At 52.4% G+C, this 18718-nt stretch carries 15 protein-coding genes; 12 read left to right on the plus strand and 3 right to left on the minus strand.

Going from position 1 to position 18718, the window contains the following annotated elements; all coding sequences use genetic code 11:
* Window positions 1-243: 243 nt before the first annotated feature.
* The 7 genes from ACTOY7_RS06490 (at window position 244) to ACTOY7_RS06520 (ending at window position 8462) form a co-directional block, all read left to right on the plus strand.
* On the plus strand, window positions 244-2127 hold the full coding sequence (locus tag ACTOY7_RS06490; protein ID WP_482670294.1) for a glycoside hydrolase family 2 protein: 1884 nt from the start codon (window positions 244-246) through the stop codon (window positions 2125-2127).
* A 25-nt stretch (window positions 2128-2152) separates the two neighbouring features.
* Entirely contained in the window at window positions 2153-2971 is an 819-nt protein-coding gene (locus tag ACTOY7_RS06495; RefSeq protein WP_300884469.1) for an alkaline phosphatase family protein, read from the plus strand.
* A 169-nt stretch (window positions 2972-3140) separates the two neighbouring features.
* Complete coding sequence (locus ACTOY7_RS06500; RefSeq protein ID WP_160281694.1) at window positions 3141-4301, plus strand: extracellular solute-binding protein; 1161 nt, start codon at window positions 3141-3143, stop codon at window positions 4299-4301.
* A 62-nt stretch (window positions 4302-4363) separates the two neighbouring features.
* Complete coding sequence (locus ACTOY7_RS06505; protein WP_482670295.1) at window positions 4364-5218, plus strand: ABC transporter permease; 855 nt, start codon at window positions 4364-4366, stop codon at window positions 5216-5218.
* Complete coding sequence (locus ACTOY7_RS06510) at window positions 5215-5997, plus strand: ABC transporter permease (RefSeq protein ID WP_160281692.1); 783 nt, start codon at window positions 5215-5217, stop codon at window positions 5995-5997. The genes ACTOY7_RS06505 and ACTOY7_RS06510 overlap by 4 nt, the downstream gene beginning before the upstream one ends.
* A 10-nt stretch (window positions 5998-6007) precedes the next feature.
* Window positions 6008-7021 carry an ABC transporter ATP-binding protein gene (locus tag ACTOY7_RS06515; protein WP_482670296.1) on the plus strand — a complete coding sequence of 338 codons (1014 nt, stop codon included), beginning with the start codon at window positions 6008-6010 and terminating at the stop codon, window positions 7019-7021.
* Window positions 7022-7082: 61 nt separating this feature from the next.
* A complete protein-coding gene (locus tag ACTOY7_RS06520; protein ID WP_482670297.1) occupies window positions 7083-8462 on the plus strand; it encodes an MFS transporter in 1380 nt (459 codons plus the stop codon).
* Window positions 8463-8790: 328 nt separating this feature from the next.
* On the opposite strand, the gene ACTOY7_RS06525 is transcribed toward ACTOY7_RS06520, so the two are convergent.
* Together ACTOY7_RS06525 and ACTOY7_RS06530 are read right to left on the minus strand one after the other, a co-directional pair.
* Window positions 8791-10731, minus strand: a complete 1941-nt coding sequence (locus ACTOY7_RS06525) for an oxidoreductase (protein WP_482670298.1) — start codon at window positions 10729-10731, stop codon at window positions 8791-8793.
* A 32-nt stretch (window positions 10732-10763) separates the two neighbouring features.
* Window positions 10764-11528 carry an SDR family NAD(P)-dependent oxidoreductase gene (locus ACTOY7_RS06530; RefSeq protein WP_394683804.1) on the minus strand — a complete coding sequence of 255 codons (765 nt, stop codon included), beginning with the start codon at window positions 11526-11528 and terminating at the stop codon, window positions 10764-10766.
* 332 nt (window positions 11529-11860) lie between these two features.
* On the opposite strand from ACTOY7_RS06530, the gene purM reads away from it, so the two are divergent.
* The 4 genes from purM to ACTOY7_RS06550 all read left to right on the plus strand — a co-directional run bounded on the left by purM (window position 11861) and on the right by ACTOY7_RS06550 (window position 15269).
* On the plus strand, window positions 11861-13111 hold the full coding sequence (gene purM, locus ACTOY7_RS06535; protein WP_482670299.1) for a phosphoribosylformylglycinamidine cyclo-ligase: 1251 nt from the start codon (window positions 11861-11863) through the stop codon (window positions 13109-13111).
* Between the two features lie 167 nt (window positions 13112-13278).
* Window positions 13279-14187, plus strand: coding sequence for a helix-turn-helix transcriptional regulator (locus ACTOY7_RS06540; RefSeq protein ID WP_482670300.1), 909 nt, complete (start codon window positions 13279-13281; stop codon window positions 14185-14187).
* A 31-nt stretch (window positions 14188-14218) separates the two neighbouring features.
* Window positions 14219-14548, plus strand: coding sequence for a TfoX/Sxy family protein (locus ACTOY7_RS06545; protein ID WP_160281685.1), 330 nt, complete (start codon window positions 14219-14221; stop codon window positions 14546-14548).
* Between the two features lie 79 nt (window positions 14549-14627).
* Window positions 14628-15269 (plus strand): GyrI-like domain-containing protein, encoded by a 642-nt coding sequence (locus tag ACTOY7_RS06550; protein ID WP_160281684.1) that lies wholly within the window; start codon window positions 14628-14630, stop codon window positions 15267-15269.
* A gap of 10 nt (window positions 15270-15279) precedes the next feature.
* Here the strand turns inward: ACTOY7_RS06550 and ACTOY7_RS06555 are convergent, their stop codons facing one another.
* Window positions 15280-16023 (minus strand): helix-turn-helix domain-containing protein, encoded by a 744-nt coding sequence (locus tag ACTOY7_RS06555; RefSeq protein WP_160281683.1) that lies wholly within the window; start codon window positions 16021-16023, stop codon window positions 15280-15282.
* Between the two features lie 372 nt (window positions 16024-16395).
* On the opposite strand from ACTOY7_RS06555, the gene ACTOY7_RS06560 reads away from it, so the two are divergent.
* Window positions 16396-18666 (plus strand): glycoside hydrolase family 3 C-terminal domain-containing protein, encoded by a 2271-nt coding sequence (locus tag ACTOY7_RS06560; RefSeq protein ID WP_482670301.1) that lies wholly within the window; start codon window positions 16396-16398, stop codon window positions 18664-18666.
* Window positions 18667-18718: the final 52 nt, after the last annotated feature.

Here is an 18718-nt window from a genome sequence, read left to right on the forward strand (position 1 = left end):
AACAAAAAGTAATTGCATTTAGGAGAAATGGAGAGTATAGTAAAAATATAAAATCTAGCAAAAAGATATATAAAGGTTAGAAAAAATAAAACAGAAAAATGGAAATAAATCATGGAATAATGCTTAAAATAATAAAACTGAAAATATGATTTGTCCGAATTTCAAAAAAATGAATTTTGATGTAGAAAATAATATGCATAAATTTCAAAAAAACAGAAATTAAAAAAGGAACAGGTGGAGCATATGAGAAATGAATATCCGCGTCCGGACTTTGTGCGGGAGCAATGGCAGAGTTTAAATGGCACATGGGATTTTTATGAAAGGCTCAGGGCGGAAAAGCTGCAGATTCAGGTGCCTTTCGTACCCCAGAGTCGGCTCAGCGGTATCGGCAGGAATCTGACTTCAGATACCATTTTATATGAGAGACAGTTTACGGTTCCGGAGGATTGGGAAGGCAAGCGGATTCTGCTGCATTTCGGCGCGGTGGATTACCGGTGCGGCGTATGGGTGAACGGCCAGTGCGCAGGCACTCATCAGGGCGGCCAGACTCCTTTTACATTTGATATCACAGATTTTTTAAACGGGGTCGAAGAGCATCTGAGAGTGTCTGCGGTGGACTATCTGACAGACGAGAGCATTCCCCGGGGAAAGCAGTACTGGAAGGAGAAGGGACAGTTCATCTGGTATACTCAGTCCAGCGGCATCTGGCAGTCGGTCTGGATCGAGCCTGTGGACAGCGCTCATATGGAGTGGATACATTTTACTCCGGACATTGATCAGGGAACGGTGGAGATCACCTATCAGGTATCAGATGATACGCCGGATACCTGCCAGTTGGAGCTGGACATCCGATTCCGCGGCAGTAAGGTGTATACGGGGAGCATAGAAGGAATAAACAAGAGAGGAAAGATCATTGTGGATGTGTTCCGGAATCAAGCGCTTTGCGGCGCGTTTCACTTTACCGGGTGGTACTGGTCGCCGGAGCATCCTTACTTATTTGACGTGAAGGCAAGGCTCAGGGATGGGGACGACTGCAGGGACAGCATTGAGACCTACTTCGGAATGCGCAAGATCCATGTTCAGGACGGCAGGGTTTACCTGAACAACCAGCCCTATTATCAGAAGCTTCTGCTGGATCAGGGGTACTGGAAGGACGGACTGATGACCGCGCCGGACCAGGAGGAATACGCGGAGGATATCCGCAAAGCGAAGGCGATGGGGTTCAACGGCTGTCGGAAGCATGAAAAAGTGGAAGATCCGGTTTTCCTCTACTGGGCGGACAGGCTGGGGTTCCTCGTGTGGGAGAGCATGGCAAGCTTTTGGAGCTTCACCCCCCAGGGGGCGACGGTGTTTGCCGAGGAATGGACCCGGGTGATCCAGAGGGACTACAACCATCCCTGCATCGTGCTCTGGAATATGATGAATGAAAGCTGGGGAGTTCCCCGCGTATACGATGACAGCCGGCAGCAGCATTTCGCAAGGGCCATGTACCATATGGCGCGTGGACTGGACGATACCCGGCTGGTGATCGCCAACGACGGCTGGGAAATGACGGAAAATGATATCTGCGCGTTCCATACCTATAAACACGGCGAACAGGGCGACACCGGGCAGCAGGCACGCTTCCGCGCGGGGGTGAGGAGCCTGGAGGGCTTGTCGGGACTTGTGGAAAGGCCCCTGTTTGCAAAAGGATTTTCCTACGAAGGACAGCCGGTCATGCTGACCGAGATCGGAGGCGTTGCCATCCGGACGGCAGAGGAAGAGCGCAGAGAAGAAGCGGACAGTACGGCCGGAGTCAGCGTGGAAGCAGAAAACACGGCCGGAGCTGATGCGAATACATTCGGTACGGCAGAAGCAGATTCGTGCAGAAACGGCGACGGCAATACAAGTTGGGGCTATACGGGCGCGGACGGTCCGGAGGCGTTTCTTGAGGTTTACGAACGGCTGATCGGCGACATCTATGCTTCGGATCTGATCTGTGGCTTCTGTTATACCCAGCTGGCAGACATTGAACAGGAGCAGAACGGACTGCTGGATGAGATGCATCAATACAAGGCGGACGCGGCGGAGATCAAGAGGATCAACGACGGCAAGGCGACCACAGGTTCATTTTCCACTGTGGAATAAAAAACGGATAGAGGAGGGGATGCTGATGAGAAAAACAATATTTGTATTGCTGGACGCGTGCCAGTATGAAGCGGGGACAAGAAACATGGGGTATCTGGAGCACCTGATCGATTATGAGAAGGGCGCGAAGTACAAGATCCGCGGGGAGCTGCCGTCCTTATCCAGGCCCATGTACGCCACGCTGCTGACCGGTCTTCCGGTCTGTATGCACGGCATCGCGGCAAATGAGACCGTCCGGGTGTTGGAGTGCGACAGTATTTTTTCCCTGTGCAAGTCACAGGGAGGCTTCACGGCAGCCGCGGCCTATTCCTGGGTCAGCGAGCTGTACAATGACGCGCCGTTTCGGACGGACCGGGATCGGATCCGGATCCATGCCGGAGGCATGATCGACGCGGGGATCTACTACTGGGAAGACGATTATCCGGATTCCCACCTCTTTGCGGACGGAGAGTACCTGAGAAAACAGTACGACCCGGATTTTATCTTGTACCATCCCATGGGGATTGATTACCAGGGACACCTCAGGGGCGCGGGGAGCAGAGAATACGAGGAGGCCATTGGAAAGGCGAATGTCATCCTTTCCCTGCTGATGGAGGGCTGGATGAAGGAAGGCTATCAGATTGTCATTACTGCGGACCATGGAATGAATACGCTTGGGATCCACGGCGGCACCGACGCGGAACAGAGGGACACGCCGCTGTATATTTTCAGCAGCCAGGTCAAGGCTGGACGGTTCGAGGAGAATTCTATTTCCCAATTAAATGTGGCGCCGCTGCTCTGCCGGCTGATGGACATTCCGGCGTCCCGGGAGATGATGGGGCTGGAGGAGATCGCCCTGGCGTGAGGAACGGACGGGACAGGGAAAACCGGTAAAAAATCGTTTCAAAAGAATATGAAGAATAGAAGCAGGATCAAGGAACGGCTCGGTATCAAAGAAAACAGGCGGAGAAAGATTCGCTTGCAAATAGACACAAAGGATCAATAGATTCATGTACTCAAAGGAGGAGACAACAATGAAAAAGAGAGTAAGGTTATTGAGTGTAATTCTGGCATCAGCGATGGCAGTGTCCATGCTGGCAGGCTGCGGCGGGGGAGAAGAGAAAAAGAACGATGCGCCCATGCCCGAGGTGGAGGTAGACCCGGACGCGAAGGTGGAGCTCAACGGAGAGGAAATGTCCCTGGCTGATCTGGTTTCCAAGGCTCAGGAGGAAGGCGACATCCAGTCTGTGGGCATGCCGGATGACTGGGCGAACTGGAAGGGCTCCTGGGAAGGGATCAACACCACATACGGCCTGACTCACGGGGATGTGGATATGACATCGGCGGAAGAGCTGTCGCAGTTCGCGGCGGAAAAGGACGATCCCACGAAAGACGTCGGGGATATCGGGCTTTCCATGACGCCGGAAGCAATCAAGCAGGATGTGATCGGTTCCTTCAAGGCTTCCACCTGGGACCAGTTCCCGGATTGGGCGAAGGATCCGGAAGGCCGCTGGGTCATGACCTACACAGGCTCCCTCGCGTTTATCGCGAACACGGAATCCACCGGCGGAAAATGCCCGGCTTCCTGGGAAGAGGTGAAGGATGGAGATTATCTGGTATCCGTAGGAAATGTTCTTGCAGGCGCGGCTTCTCAGGTGGCTGTATTATCCTGCGCGATCGCGAACGGCGGTTCTCTGGATGACGTACAGCCGGGGATCGACTACTTCAAAGAGCTGGCGGAGGCCGGAAGGCTGGATACGGGCGACACCTCATCCGCAAGGCTGGCAAGCGGCGAGATGGTATGCTGTGTCGGAAATTATGACTATTCCGTGCTGTCATGGCGGGACAATATTGTAGCGGAAAATCCGGATATGAAGCTGGATATCACGATTCCCTCCGACGGCTCTGTTACAAACGGATATGCGCAGATCATCAACAAATATTCTGCCCGTCCAAACGCGGCGGGACTGACGATCGAATATCTCTGCAGCGATGAAGGCGCCATCGACCGCGCGAAGGGTTATGCAAGGCCGACCAAGGAAGGCGTGGAGCTTCCGGAGGAAGTGGCGGAAATCCTGCTGAGCGACGACCTGTATGAGAACTGCACCAATATTTCCGACGTGGAAAGCCTGAATGAGGCATGTACGAAGATTGCAGAGCTGTGGGAGAGGGAAGTGCTTCCTCTGGTACAGTAAGACTGCTGAAGGGCAGAGGGTCCGGCGGCATGCCGGGCCTCGCCGCGATAGGGAGACATCGTATGAAAACAAAATATAAGATCAAAAATCTGTGGACAATGGTTCCGCTGCTGATCCTGGCCGCTCTGTTCATTTTTCTGCCAATCCTGAGTATGATCAAACAGAGCTTTATGATGCCGGAGACGGGAACCTTTACGCTGAATAATTACAAGACAATATTTACAGACTCTGTCTACAGGGTCGCTACGGAAAACAGCCTGTACCTGTCATTTCTCTCTACGATCATCGGACTGATCCTGTCCTTCCTGATCGCGTATTCGATAAATGAACTGGGGCAGAAAGGCCAGGGACGCATTCTGTCCCTGCTGAATATGGTGTCAAACTTCGCGGGTCTGCCATTATATTTTTCCTTTGTTGTTATCTTAGGCAATACCGGTATTTTTGTGCTGGCGCTGAAAGCCATCGGGATTGAACTGGCGACGGTATTCAAGCTGTATTCCATGCAGGGGCTGATGCTGATGTTTGTATACTTCCAGCTTCCCCTGGGCAGTCTGATGCTGGTTCCGGCATTCCAGGCGATCCAGCCGGCATGGAAGGAAGCGGCAGAGCTGATGGAGGCGTCTACGTTCAAATTCTGGACAAAGATCGGTATTCCTGTCATGCTTCCCAGCCTTCTGGATACTTTTGCGCTCCTGTTCGCCAACGCGATCACGGCATACGCGACCGTACTCCTTCTGGTGACCACCAGTATCCCGCTGCTTCCGGTCAAGATCACGACCATGTTCACCGGGGAAATGACTCCCCAGCGGGAAATGGGTTCCGCACTGGCGATCTGGATGATCGTGATCATGCTTGCCGTCATCTGCGGCTGCAACCTGTTGAAAAAACTGCTGTATAAAGGAGGGAGCGGATCATGAAACGGAAGAAAACATTTCCTTATGTTGTGCTGACACTGACAAGTATTTTCCTGCTGATCCCCTTTATCGCGACTCTGGTCTATTCCTTTACCGTGGGCTGGACCAAGCTCCTTCCCGCAGGCTGGACTTTGAAATACTGGGGACAGGCATTCACGGAGCCGAACCTGTGGCCCGCGATCCTGCGGGGCGTGCTGATCAGTATCCCGCCGATCCTCATCTGCAACGTAGTGGTGATCCTGGCGCTTTATACTTCGGTGGTCTATTATCCGAAGCTGGAAAAATACATTCAGGCAATCTGTATGGTGCCCAATTCGCTGAAGGGCGTTATCATTGCCATCCCGGTACTGGCCCTTTACGCGGGGACACCGACGATTTTTTCCAACAGAATGGTCATGCTGGTATGCATTTACAGTATTTCCATCCTGCCCTTCGTCTACCAGGGGATCCGGAACAACCTGCACGGGATCAACGTGACGCAGCTTCTGGAAGCGGCCGAGATCCTGGGCGCAGGCAAGCTGTACGCGTTTGTGCGCATCGTGCTTCCGAGCATGCTGTCAGGGATCTTGGTTTCCTCGCTGCTGGCCTTGTCTACCGTATTCGGTGATTTTGCCATCATCAAGATCATTGCGGGAAATAAATTCGAAACCGTGCAGATGCTTCTTTACAACAGCCGTGTGATCGTGCTCCAGTACCAGTGCGTGATCGTAATCATCATGTTTACCGCTACACTGGTGATCTCGCAGGCGGTATTCAAGTTTCAGAATAAGAAAAGGGGTTAGGTGAAAATACATGTCATACATAGAATTTAAAAATATCCATAAGCGTTTTGGCGACGCCCATGTATTAAAAGGGATCAATCTGAATATCGAGCAGGGTGAATTTGTGACCCTGCTGGGGCCGTCCGGCTGTGGAAAGAGTACACTGCTCCGCTGCTTTTCCGGACTTGAGACCGTCAGCGAAGGGGAGATCTATCTGGATGGTGTGAACATCACGAACTTTACGCCCAAGCAGCGGAAGATCGGGATGGTCTTCCAGCAGTACAGTCTGTTCCCCAACATGACGGTCCGGCAGAACGTGGCATTTGGGCTGCAGATCCAGAAAAAGGAAAAATCATTTATTGAAGAAAAGGTAAAAGAAGTGCTGGATATTGTCGGCTTATCGGAAAAAATCGACCAGTATCCGAGGCAGCTCTCCGGCGGGCAGCAGCAGAGGGTGGCCCTGGCGAGGGCGATCGTCATGGAGCCCAAGGTATTGCTTCTGGACGAGCCTTTGAGCGCCATTGACGCGCTTCTGAGAAGGAATCTCCAGATCGAGATCCGCAGGATCCAGCAGAAATTAAAGATCACGGCAATCTTTGTTACCCATGACCAGGAGGAGGCCATGGTGATGTCGGATACGATCCACCTCTTCAACGTGGGTCAGATCGAGCAGTCCGGCTCCCCGGAGGAGATCTACGCCTATCCGAAGACTAAATTCGCGGCCAATTTTATCGGGCATTATAATATTCTGGATACGGCCGCGATGAAGAAGGTGGTGACCGTAGATACGGGAAGCGAGTTCGTGGCGATCCGTCCCGAAGCCATCCGCATTTCGCCTGATGACGGCGGCAGCGGCGGCCAGAATGTACGGATGAAGGGAAAGATCACCGGTGCCATGTCCAGAGGGACCACGGTTGCTTATACGGTGAACTGCGGTGGCCTGGAGGTCAACGCGGACGTCCTGTTCAGCCCGAATGGGAGAATGGGGATTGGAGAAGAAGTATATCTGCAGATTCCGAAAAAGGACATTTTGGAACTCAGATGATCATATCCTTGCATGCTGCCGTCTGCGCCGCTGTGGAAATTCCGTTAGGAGGACGGAGGTTATGGGAAAACTGAGGAAAATTACAAACGGCAGGACTGCTATGGCGCTGTTTTTATTGTGCTGGGCGGCATATTTTACATCATATATCGGACGGCTGAATTATTCCTCGGCCATGACCGCAATGATCCAGGAGGAGATCCTGACGAAAAGCCAGGCCGGATTTATCAGTATGGTTTACTTTTTCGCTTACGGGATCGGGCAGCTGTGCAACGGCCTGCTGGGCGACCGGATGCATCCGGGAAAAATGATCTTCACCGGACTGTCCGCCGCGGCGCTCATGAATCTGCTGATGGGATTTACCGGGCAGTTCCTGCTGATGTCTGTCATCTGGGGGATCAACGGATACGCCCAGGCCATGATCTGGCCGCCGATCATCCGTATTTTTGCGGAAATGCTGGAAAAAGAGCGGAAAATGAAATACTGCGTTGATATCGTATCCTCCCAGGTGGTAGGGACGCTGGCGTCTTATCTGATTGCGGCCGGGGTGATGTGGCTGTTCGGCTGGAAAGCCGTGTTCGCGGCTGCGGCAGTTTGCCTTGCGGCCATGGCTGCGGCCTGGACAGTTGGGTTCGGGAAGATTGAGAGAGGAAGCGGACAGGAAATCGAGAGGGATGAAGATAGAGGTGAGAGAACTGCGGAGCCGGGTGGAGGCGACGGTGTGAGAATTGCGGAGCCGGGTGGAGACGACGGTGAGAGAACTGCGGAGCCGGGTGGAGACGACGGCGTGAGAACGGCCGGACCGGGTGGAGACGGCAATGTGAGAACGGCCGGACCAGGTGTAGGCAGTGGGGAAAGTTTTTCCAGTGTTCTGCTTCATTGCGGGCTTCTGGCAGTACTCTTCCCGGTGGTGATCCACGGAATGCTGAAAGACGGAGTGACTACCTGGGTTCCGACTTATATTACGGAGACATTTCTGACTTCGCCCTCATTTTCCATACTGGTGACGACGGTATTGCCGGTTCTGAACCTGACAGGGGCCTATGCCGCCAGATTTGTATATGAAAAATGTAAGGGGCATGAGATCAGGGCCGCAGCGGTATTTTTTTCGGCAGCAACGGCGGCGCTCTGCGGGCTGTGGGTTGGAAAGGGCATCTCGATCGTACTTACGGTGTTCCTGTTCGCGGTGACTACGGCGGCCATGATGGCAGTGAACACGCTGTTTGTCAATATGCTTCCCCTGCGGTTTGAGAAGATGGGAAGAGTATCCACTGTGTCGGGATTCCTCAATTCCGCCGCATATCTGGGTACGGCGGTGTCTACCTTTACGATCGGAGTGATGGTGGAAAAGCTGGGATGGAATGTGACGATCGGAAGCTGGGTCATGCTGACGGCGGGGGCGCTGGCAGCGTGCGTGGTGTTCCGGAAGCGGGAGGTTGGATGAGGAGCTGTTCCAAGTCCTCTAACAAGTTCATTCTCTTCTCCGGAGGAGCGGGTATAAATCATCCCTCTTTGACCGGCCATGAGGCATATGCAGAAATATTAATGAAATTGATCAGGAACTAAATATTGTAGAATTAAGTAAAAAAAGGGTTGCCGGAAAATACGGTTTCTTCGCAAGATTTTATTAGCAGTATAATGAGCGAAAGCTCTCTTGCGGCATTACAGTTATTTTTCGACAACCCCTTATGTGATATCCTGATAAAGACTTTGACGTTAGATTATTTTATCCCCCCCCTGCAAAGAGGGCGGTCTCAGCAGCGGTTTTTCGTTTACAGGCTCGTGGCCGCATAGAATCCTTCTCTGATCGCGTCTCCGATCTTACCAAGCTTCCTGCTGTCGCCAACGACTCTTGTCTTTGTGTGGTATTTCGCCTTCACAGCATCCACTGCCGCAAGATCCGGCTTCATGCCAAATGCGGAGATTACGGTATCTGCCTTCAGAACTTCCTGTGTTCCATCCTTCTTTTCTACCGTCACACCGTCGGCCTGTATAGAAACTACTTTGGTATCGGTCAGGATCTGAACCTGGTGCTTTGCAAGCGCGTTCATCAGGGAGATCTGATTGATGAACATGGCGTCTCTGGCAACAGCGGGCAGCATTTCTACCACGGTTACCTTCTTGCCCATCTCGGAAGCCATTTCCAGCGCGCCGTCGCAGCCGGATACACCGCCGCCGCAGACAACGATATTTTCTCCCTTGATGAGGGAGGGATCCCTGTGAGAGTCCATGATCGTTACCACATTCTTGCCGTCGATCCCCGGGATCGGAGGTATGATGGGGGATGCGCCGCAGCCGATGATAATCCGGTCGCATTCTGCAAGGATTTCCTCATCGCCTGTGATCTCTGTGTTGAGGCGCACATCCACGCCCAGCTTTTCCAACTGAACCTCAAACCATTTTGTAAGCGCGGCGATATTGGATTTGAAGCTGGCCGTACAGATAGTTCCCATTACGCCGCCCAGCTTGCCGGTTTTTTCAAATAATGTGACCTTGTGCCCTTCGATCGCGGCAACCCTTGCTGCTTCCAGTCCGCCGGGGCCTCCGCCGATAACAACCACGTTTTTCGGAGAATCCGTTTTGCGGATCTGGAAACGTACCTCTTCCATTGCCTGCGGATTCACTGCGCAGCTCAGCTTTGTATGATAATTCCAGATGCGGCCGATGCAGTACTCGTTGCAGCGCAGGCAGGGCCGTACGTCCTCTCTTCTTCCTTCCAGGAGCTTATTCGGAAGCTCCGGATCCGCGATCATGGCACGTCCCATCATAACAAAATCCGCATTTCCGGATTCGATCAGCGCCAGCGCAGTGTCCGGATTGTGGGCGCCCGCGTTTAGCAGCGGCACATGGACGTTCTTTCTGGCCTCTTCACAGACATAGGACATACAGGATTCTCCCAGATAGGACGGCGGGAAAATGTAATCCAGAGTCTCATAGCAGCCGGCGTCGATGTCCAGCGCGTCTACCCCTTCCTCTTCCAGAAGCTTGATGATCTTGATGCTGTCCTCCATGGTACGTCCGCCCTCGAACCTGTGATCCAGGGAAATGCGGAACAAGATCGGCATGTCATTTCCGACAACGCTTCGGATCGCGCGGATGATCTCCCGCGGGAATCTCGCGCAGTTCTCCGGGCTTCCGCCGTACTCATCGGTCCTCTTATTCCATACCGGGGACATAAACTGATCGATCAGATACCCGGCATGCGCGTGGATCTCAATCGCGTCATAGCCTGCGTCCCGTGCTACGCCCGCCGCAAACTTAAAGCCTTCCATCATTTCCCCGATTTCCTCCACGGTCAGGGCATGACACTTCATTTCCGGATTAAATACGGACGGTGTCTCGGAGGAAGAGATGGGCGGATTCCCAAAGGTATCCGGAAATGCGTTTCTTCCGGTACCTGGACTGATCTGGCAGGCGATCTTCGCGCCGTAGCGGTGTACGCCGTCACATATGGAGGTCAGTGACGGGAGCACAGTATATGTATCCAGATAGCCTTCCATGGAGCCCTGTGCGATTTTTTCGTTCAGCATCTGGCAACCCATGATGATCATGCCGATGCCGCCCTTTGCGCGCTCTATAAAATAATCAATTTCCTGAGAGTCTTTTCTTCCGTTTGTAAATGCGGAGTTTGTTCCCATCGGAGACATGACCAGACGGTTTTTAACCTCCATGCTCCCGATTTTAAAAGGTGTAAAAAGTTTTTCGTATCCCATGATTTGTCCTCCTTCTTTTCAAATAGCGGTCTTTAGAGCATAGATGTCATCCCGCCGTCAACAAAGAGTGTCTGCCCGGTCGTATAGGTACAGGCATCCGAAGCAAAGTAGATCAGCGCGCCGTTCAGTTCTCCTTCCTCGCCGAACCGCTTCATGCAGCAGCGGTTTTTCAATACCTGAGAGCCCTCGGAATCAATTGCGCCCGCCGTCATCTCTGTCCGGAATACGCCTGGCGCAATGGCATTTACCAGGACATTGTAAGGCGCCATATCTGCAGCCATAGCTTTCGTCAGGTTCATGACACCGCCCTTTGCGGCAAAATATCCGATCTGGCTTGGTCCTGCCTGGATCGCCCCTACAGACGCGATATTGATGACACGTCCATAATTTTGCTTCATCATTAAGCGGCTGACTTCGCGGGTCATCAGGAATACGGCCTTGAGATCCGTATCCAGCACTTTATCCCATTGCGCAGTTGTGTGGTCATGGATTCCTGCGGAATACTCACATACACCTGCGCAGTTTACGAGGATTTCAACCGTTCCAAACTCGGCTTCCGTCTTGTCTACGGCTTTTTTAATACTCTCTTCATCCGTTACGTCACATTTCAGAGGGAGGCATTTTCTTCCCAATCCCTGAATTTCGCCCGCAAGGGATTCCAGGCGCTCCAGACGCCTTGCGAGGATTACGACATCCGCTCCCTGCTCTGCTAGCCCGCGCGCCATCTGCGCGCCCAAGCCGGAGGAGGCTCCTGTTACCAATGCGGTTTTTCCTGACAGATCAAAACAAACTGACATTTTTTTCACTCCTTTTCACATTTTCTCCGGTACGTTACATTCCATGCAAAATCCTGTCCCACGCAGGCTCCTGCGCTGTAAAATACCTTCATTTTATCTTTATTATATGATGTACGGAGGGATTATTCATTAGGCGTTTTTACTAAATCAACCATATGTATTTGTGCAGATGCACACAAATCAACTCCGGGTTGAATTTTCCCCCCAGATATCAAATATTTAGTGATTGCGGACGGGCTTCCGTTGGGGTTAAGATGAAAGTGATTTTTCGTAATTACTGCAGGATTAGCTTCAATTCACAACTGTAAAAAATTATGATCGGAGGTCAAACTATGCTGGACAATAAAAAAATAGCCGGTTTCATCACAAGCAAAAGAAAGCGGCTCGGCATGACACAGGCGGAGATCGCCGCCAGGCTCAACGTATCTTTTCAGGCTGTTTCTAAGTGGGAAAACGGTACGCTGCCGAATGTGGAGATCCTGGTGGAATTGGCCGGATTGCTGCACACCTCAGTGGATGAGATCCTTCAGGGCCGGGAGAAAAACAGCGAGAGCTTTTCCTACAGCAAAGCCGGGGTGGACATTTCCTATACCGATGCCATGAAAAGGGAGATGGCTGTGTATCTGACAACGGAGAACCCGCGCGTGCTCAACGGTCTAGGTCCTTTTGCGTCCCTGTACGACATCGGATTTCCGGGCATTGAGGATCCGGTACTGGTCCTGAAGTCCGAGGAGCCGGGTTCCAAGCAGAAGCTGGCCATGGAATACGGATACGTGGAATCCATTTGCCATGACATGATCAACCACCTGGTAAATGATATCGCCGTAATGGGCGCGAAGCCTCTTGCGGTGCTGGATACGATCGTATGCGGAAAGGCGGAAAAGGAGACGATGAAAGCATTTGTGAAGGGGATTTCCGAGGCCTGCCGGGAAAATGAATGCGACCTGGTGGGCGGTGAAACGTCCATCCAGCCGGAGGTGGTAAATCCGGGGCTGTATATCCTGACATCAAGCATTGCCGGGATCGTACCCAGAGGCCGGATCATTGACGGGTCAGGGATTCGGGAAGGAGATAAGGTTCTGGCAGCGGCCTCCAACGGTCTCCATACCAACGGCTATACGCTGATCCGTTTCTTAATGGAAAAAATTCCCCGGATCAAGCTGGAGAGGATAGAAGGCGAGACATTCATTGAGCAGATCATGAAGCCTCATACGCCGTACTACCGGGCGATCAAAACGGTGACCCGGGGGAATGGAGTCCGTGGCATGGCGCATATTACCGGGGGCGGCATTGAGGGGAACCTGTGCAGGATCATCCCAGACGGGCTGTGCGCGGAAATTGACCTGCGGCAGTTAAAAACACTGCCCATATTTACCTATATTAAAAATGCCGGTAATATAGAAGAACAGGAAATGCTTTCCACGTTCAACTGCGGAGCCGGGCTTCTGCTGGTAGTGGATCAGGAGCATGCGCGGGAAATTGCGGAGCAGATGAAACAATATCACGACTGCTATGAGATCGGGGAAATACGAAAAGGGGAGAAAAAGGTAGCATTCCGGAATCATATTTCATTTGAAACATGACATACAGCTGTCCTGTTTCCTGTGTTATAATTGAGACGCTGGCAGGTCATCAATTTCCAGATGAAAATTGGTGACAAATTAAAATGAATTGTGCTGAAGCGCAAGCAGGTCATCAATTTCCTGCCGGAAATTGGTGACAAATGATACCGTTTTTTAAAGGAGCGCATATGAAGATTGACCGACTGATTGGAATTTTATCCGTCCTGCTTCAGCAGGACATGGTGACCGCCCCCTGCCTTGCGGAGCGGTTCGAGGTGTCCAGAAGGACGATCAACCGGGACATTGAAGATCTGTGCAGGGCCGGGATCCCGATCGTGACCATGCCGGGAGCCGGTGGCGGGATCTCCATTATGGAAAATTATAAAGTGAACCGGACCGTCTTTACGACCCGGGAAATGCAGGACATCCTGGCCGGGCTTCGAAGTCTGGACAGTGTCAGCGGTACGAACCAGTATGGCCTTTTGATGGAAAAGCTTGCTGCGGGCGGGTCGGATTTTGTGGCGGGAAACCAGTCTGTCCTGATCGACCTGTCTTCCTGGTATAAGGCGGATCTGGCGCCCAAGATCGAGATCATCCGGGCGGCGATCGACGGCAGGCAGGAACTGGAATTTCTCTATTTTTCACCGAAGAAAGAGGGGAGAAGGCGGATCGAAAGCTATTATCTGATCTTCCGCTGGTCCAGCTGGTACGTCTGGGGATGGTGTACCTCGTGCCGGGATTTCCGGCTGTTCAAGCTGAACCGCATGGCGGAGCTGAGGCTGTCCGGAGCAGGCTTTGAGCCGCGGAAGGTGCCTCTGCCGGATCTGAAAAATGAACGGATTTTTCCGGGCGGCATCCGGGTAAAAGCGGTCTTTGAGCCGGAGTGCAAATGGCGGCTGGTGGAGGAATTCGGTCTGGACTGCTTCGAAGAGCAGGAGGACGGAAAACTGCTGTTCCATGCGGATTACACGGATCAGGATAATCTGATCAGCTGGCTTCTGACCTTCGGTGACCGGGTGGAATTGCTGGAACCGGAGAATATCCGGAAGGAGCTGCGGGAGCTGATCGAAGCTATGCGGAAACGATATGCGCAATAATATGCATGGTATTAAGAAAGGATGATGAACAATGGCAAGCAGTCTGGAATTTGTACAATATGCGGCGGACCAGCTTTCTGACGCAGGGACGATCAGTTATCGGAAAATGTTTGGGGAATATGGATTATATTGTGATGGGAAATTTTTTGGCTGTATCTGCGATGACCAGTTTTTTGTGAAAATGACAGAGGCGGGGAAACGCCTGGCGCCGGAGATGGAAACCGGTTCGCCTTATGAAGGGGCAAAGCCGCATTTCCTGATCGAAGAACTGGACGACAAAGGATTTCTGGCAGAATTTGTAACAGAGACATGCAGGGAGCTTCCCATGCCGAAGCCGAAGAAGAAAAAAACGAAAGCGTGAGCGAATATCTGAATGATGTACGGAGCGCCAGATCAATCTGCCGTTTTGTATAAGATAGAACGAAAGGAGAGGAAGATCTATGCCGTTTGATTACAAAAAAGAATATAAGGAATTTTACCTTCCCCCCAAAAAGCCGGGGATCATTGAGATTCCGGAGATGAACTATGTAGCGGTACGGGGCAGGGGCAATCCCAATGAACCGGACGGGGAGTATAAGGCCGCGATGAATCTGCTGTATGGAATCGCGTTTACCATTAAAATGAGTTATAAGGGGACGCATCAGATCGACGGGTACTTTTCCTATGTGGTGCCGCCGCTGGAAGGGCTCTGGTGGCAGGAGGGCACAGACGGGATCGACTATTCCCGCAAAGAAGATTTTCAATGGATTTCCATGATACGGCTTCCGGATTTCGTGAAAAAAGAAGATTTTGACTGGGCCGTGGAGGAAGCGTCTGCGAAAAAGAAAACGGATTTTTCGAAAGCGGAGTTTTTTACCTACGGAGACGGGGTATGCGTCCAGTGCATGCATATCGGCAGCTATGACCATGAGCCGGAGACGATCCGGAGGATGGATGAATATGCGGCGGAAAATGGATACGGACTGGATTTGTCGGAGTCAAGGTTCCACCATGAGATCTATCTCAGCGATCCCCGGAGGGCGGCGGAGGAAAAACTTCGGACAGTGATCCGGCATCCTGTCAGGCCGAGATTTACAGCCTGACCAGCCTTTCTCACCAACTTTCCTCCTCCCGATAATATCTCCGATACTGCGCCGGAGTCATTCCGGTATGCTTTTTAAAAATCTTGATAAAATAACTCTGGGTAGAGAAGTTCAGATATTCGCTGATGACGGCCAATGTAAAATCCGAATAGATCAGCATATGCCGTGCTGCCTCTACCCGTTCTTTTTGTACATAGTCTACCAGGGACATGCCTGTCTCCTGCCGGAACACCCGTGACAGATGGCAGGCGCTAAGCCCCACTGCCTCCGCTGCCTTTTCCAATGTGATCGCTTCGTGCAGATGTATATGGACATAATGCATCACGGCTTCCATTTTTGCGCTGTAATGCCGTTTTCCCTTTTCTGCCACCGCCTGGGTAAATTCCCGAAAGGCACGCATATAAAGCTGGTGTACCTCCCGGGTGCAGGCGCACTTTTCCCCATTCTGTATATAGCTGTCGCTCATGGCATATGCAAGCTCCTCCGGCAGTCCGCCGTCGATCGCGGCCCGGGTAAACATGGTGACTGCCGTGATCAGCATGTTTTTCTGATGGCGCGTTTCATTGTCCGAAAGGATCCCCTCCGTTCCGTCCGGCGGGACCTGCAGCGCGCCCTCGACTTCCTCAATGCGTCCTTCCGTGATGACCCGGTATCGGATCTTTTCATGCGCATAGGACATGTGTGGCTGCGCTTCCTCACGCCGCTGAAACAGACCGTGTTCCCGTGTGATCTCAATGCTTGCGTCCTTTTTCATAGAGTACCTCCGCTCAGAACTGTAAAAGTTATTTTTCACAGTTCCTTATTATTTTGCAGTGTCTTGTGCCCCTCTGCAGGGCATTTGGCCATTCCATTTTTGCTGTCATGTATATAATAACAAGATTTTACTATAATTCACAAGATATTGCTATATTTTTCTTTTCGGTCATGCTATTCTTTTTTTACAAAGGGTTACAGGGCACGCCTTGACCAGGCGTGCCCTGTAACTACAAAGGCTGCTGTTTGCACCCTGACCGGGGGCTTACATTAACTTACAAAGGCTGTGGTTCCATACTCGCGTCTGATGAAATACGCAGTGAGTATCGCGCTTGCCGCAAAGAAATTATTATGAAAAAGGAGTGTACATTTCATGGAACGCAATCTCAAAGAACTGATTTCCCAAATGACTCTTGAGGAGAAAGCCGGCATGTGCTCCGGTCTTGACTTCTGGCATCTCAAAAATGTGGACCGGCTGGGGATTCCCAGCGTTATGGTCAGCGACGGCCCTCACGGACTGCGTAAGCAGGATGACAAGGGCGACCATCTCGGCATCAACGACAGCATCAAGGCGGTCTGCTTTCCGCCTGCCTGCCTCTCCGCCTGCTCCTTTGACCGGGAACTGATGACAAAGCTGGGCGAGACCATCGGAAGGGAGGCCCAGGCCACAGACGTATCGGTAGTTCTGGGACCTGCCGTGAACATCAAGCGTTCTCCGCTGTGCGGCCGGAACTTCGAATATTATTCCGAGGATCCCTATCTGGCAGGCGAGACCGCCGCGGCCTTTATTGACGGCGTGCAGTCCCAGCATGTGGGCACGTCCATCAAGCATTTTGCCGCGAATAACCAGGAATTTAATCGGATGAGCAACTCTTCGGAGGCGGATGAAAGAACCCTGCGGGAAATCTATTTTCCGGCATTTGAGACGGCGGTCAAGAAATCCCAGCCTTACACCGTGATGTGCTCCTATAACCGGATCAACGGCACCTACGCTTCGGAAAATCCATGGCTGCTCACGGACGTTCTCCGGGATGAGTGGGGCTTTGAAGGGTATGTGATGTCTGACTGGGGCGCGGTCAATGAGCGTGTGCCCGCTCTGAAAGCCGGCCTGGAGCTGGAAATGCCTTCTTCCGGAGGCGTGAACGATCAGGAGATCGTGAAAGCAGTACAGGACGGTACGCTGGATGAGGCCGTGCTGGACCGGGCCGTAGAGCGGATTCTGCGTATTTCTTTCCAGTGGCTGGACAACAAGAAGGAGCAGCCCTTTACCATGGAGGAGGATCACGATTTTGCGCGTCATACCGCGGAGCAGTCCATGGTCCTTCTGAAAAATGAAGACGTACTTCCGCTCAAAGCAGACGAAAAAGTGGCGTTTATCGGCGGATTTGCGAAAAAACCGCGTTTTCAGGGCGGCGGAAGCTCCCATATCAACAGCTTCCGTGTCAGCAGCGCTATGGATGCCGTTTCCCGGATGGAAGGCATTTCCGGAAACGTAACTTATGCAGAGGGATTTGCGGCGGACCGGGATGTCTATGATGAAGCGCTGGCGGCAGAGGCTGTGGAAGCGGCGAAGAAGGCAGACAAGGCCGTGATCTTCGCCGGGTTGCCGGACAGCTTTGAATCGGAAGGCTATGACCGGTCCCACATGAGGCTTCCGGAATGCCAGAACCGCCTGATCGCGGAGATCGTAAAGGTACAGCCCAACACTATCGTTGTCCTGCACAATGGCTCCCCGGTGGAAATGCCCTGGCTTGTCGGCGTGAAGGGACTGCTGGAAGCGTACCTGGGCGGCCAGGCCGTGGGTGAGGCCGAGGTCAACCTGTTATATGGAAAGGTCAATCCCTCCGGAAAGCTTGCCGAAACCATTCCATACAAGCTCTCTGACAATCCGTCCTACCTGAATTTCGGAGAGGGAGAGAAAACCATTTACTATGAAGGCGTATTCGTGGGATACCGCTATTATGATACCAAGGAAATGCCGGTGGCGTTCCCCTTTGGCTACGGGCTGTCCTATACTACATTTGCGTACAGCAATCTGAAATTGGACAAGGAAATGCTGACGGACAAGGACACTCTGGCGGTCAGTGTGGACATTACCAATACCGGAAATACGGCCGGAAAGGAGATCGTTCAGTTGTACGTCCGCGACCGCAGCGGTGCCTGCCGCAGACCCGACAAGGAATTGAAGGGCTACGAAAAGGTTTCACTAGAGCCGGGCGAGACAAAGACCGTGACGATGACGCTGGATCACAGAAGCTTTGCGTGGTACAACACGGATATGAAGGACTGGTATGCGGCCAGCGGAGCATATGATATTCTGATCGGCGCGTCCTCCCGGGATATCCGCCTGACCAAAACCGTGCAGATGAACTCCACCGTGAAACCGCCCCTAAAGCTCCACCTGAACACGACGCTGGGCGAGCTGTTCTCGGATGAACGGACCAGGGAGTACGGGCAATCCCTTGCGGATAAGATGGCAGCCTTCTTCGGCGGTTCCACGGAGGAGGCAAACGAAGCGATCACGGATGAAATGAATACCGCCATGGTCGCGTCCATGCCGATCCGGAATGTGGTCTCCTTTGGATTGTGCTCCAAGGAAGAAGTAGTGGAAGGGCTGAATAAGCTGATCGAAGCACAGAAATAATATAATTTTAGCGGAGCTGCGTGTATGTCAGCTCCGCTTTCAGCATTTTCCA

It is taken from the genome of Schaedlerella sp., from assembly GCF_056796775.1.

What these genes read in the sequence shown, in the direction of transcription:
- ACTOY7_RS06515 (WP_482670296.1), top strand. Translation starts at nt 6,008, where the DNA reads ATGTCATACATAGAATTTAAAAATATCCATAAGCGTTTTGGCGACGCC.
- ACTOY7_RS06545 (WP_160281685.1), top strand. Translation starts at nt 14,219, where the DNA reads ATGGCAAGCAGTCTGGAATTTGTACAATATGCGGCGGACCAGCTTTCT.
- ACTOY7_RS06495 (WP_300884469.1), top strand. Translation starts at nt 2,153, where the DNA reads ATGAGAAAAACAATATTTGTATTGCTGGACGCGTGCCAGTATGAAGCG.
- ACTOY7_RS06500 (WP_160281694.1), top strand. Translation starts at nt 3,141, where the DNA reads ATGAAAAAGAGAGTAAGGTTATTGAGTGTAATTCTGGCATCAGCGATG.
- ACTOY7_RS06520 (WP_482670297.1), top strand. Translation starts at nt 7,083, where the DNA reads ATGGGAAAACTGAGGAAAATTACAAACGGCAGGACTGCTATGGCGCTG.
- ACTOY7_RS06530 (WP_394683804.1), bottom strand. Translation starts at nt 11,528, where the DNA reads ATGTCAGTTTGTTTTGATCTGTCAGGAAAAACCGCATTGGTAACAGGA.
- ACTOY7_RS06540 (WP_482670300.1), top strand. Translation starts at nt 13,279, where the DNA reads ATGAAGATTGACCGACTGATTGGAATTTTATCCGTCCTGCTTCAGCAG.
- ACTOY7_RS06505 (WP_482670295.1), top strand. Translation starts at nt 4,364, where the DNA reads ATGAAAACAAAATATAAGATCAAAAATCTGTGGACAATGGTTCCGCTG.
- ACTOY7_RS06555 (WP_160281683.1), bottom strand. Translation starts at nt 16,023, where the DNA reads ATGAAAAAGGACGCAAGCATTGAGATCACACGGGAACACGGTCTGTTT.
- ACTOY7_RS06560 (WP_482670301.1), top strand. Translation starts at nt 16,396, where the DNA reads ATGGAACGCAATCTCAAAGAACTGATTTCCCAAATGACTCTTGAGGAG.
- ACTOY7_RS06510 (WP_160281692.1), top strand. Translation starts at nt 5,215, where the DNA reads ATGAAACGGAAGAAAACATTTCCTTATGTTGTGCTGACACTGACAAGT.
- ACTOY7_RS06490 (WP_482670294.1), top strand. Translation starts at nt 244, where the DNA reads ATGAGAAATGAATATCCGCGTCCGGACTTTGTGCGGGAGCAATGGCAG.
- ACTOY7_RS06525 (WP_482670298.1), bottom strand. Translation starts at nt 10,731, where the DNA reads ATGGGATACGAAAAACTTTTTACACCTTTTAAAATCGGGAGCATGGAG.
- purM (WP_482670299.1), top strand. Translation starts at nt 11,861, where the DNA reads ATGCTGGACAATAAAAAAATAGCCGGTTTCATCACAAGCAAAAGAAAG.
- ACTOY7_RS06550 (WP_160281684.1), top strand. Translation starts at nt 14,628, where the DNA reads ATGCCGTTTGATTACAAAAAAGAATATAAGGAATTTTACCTTCCCCCC.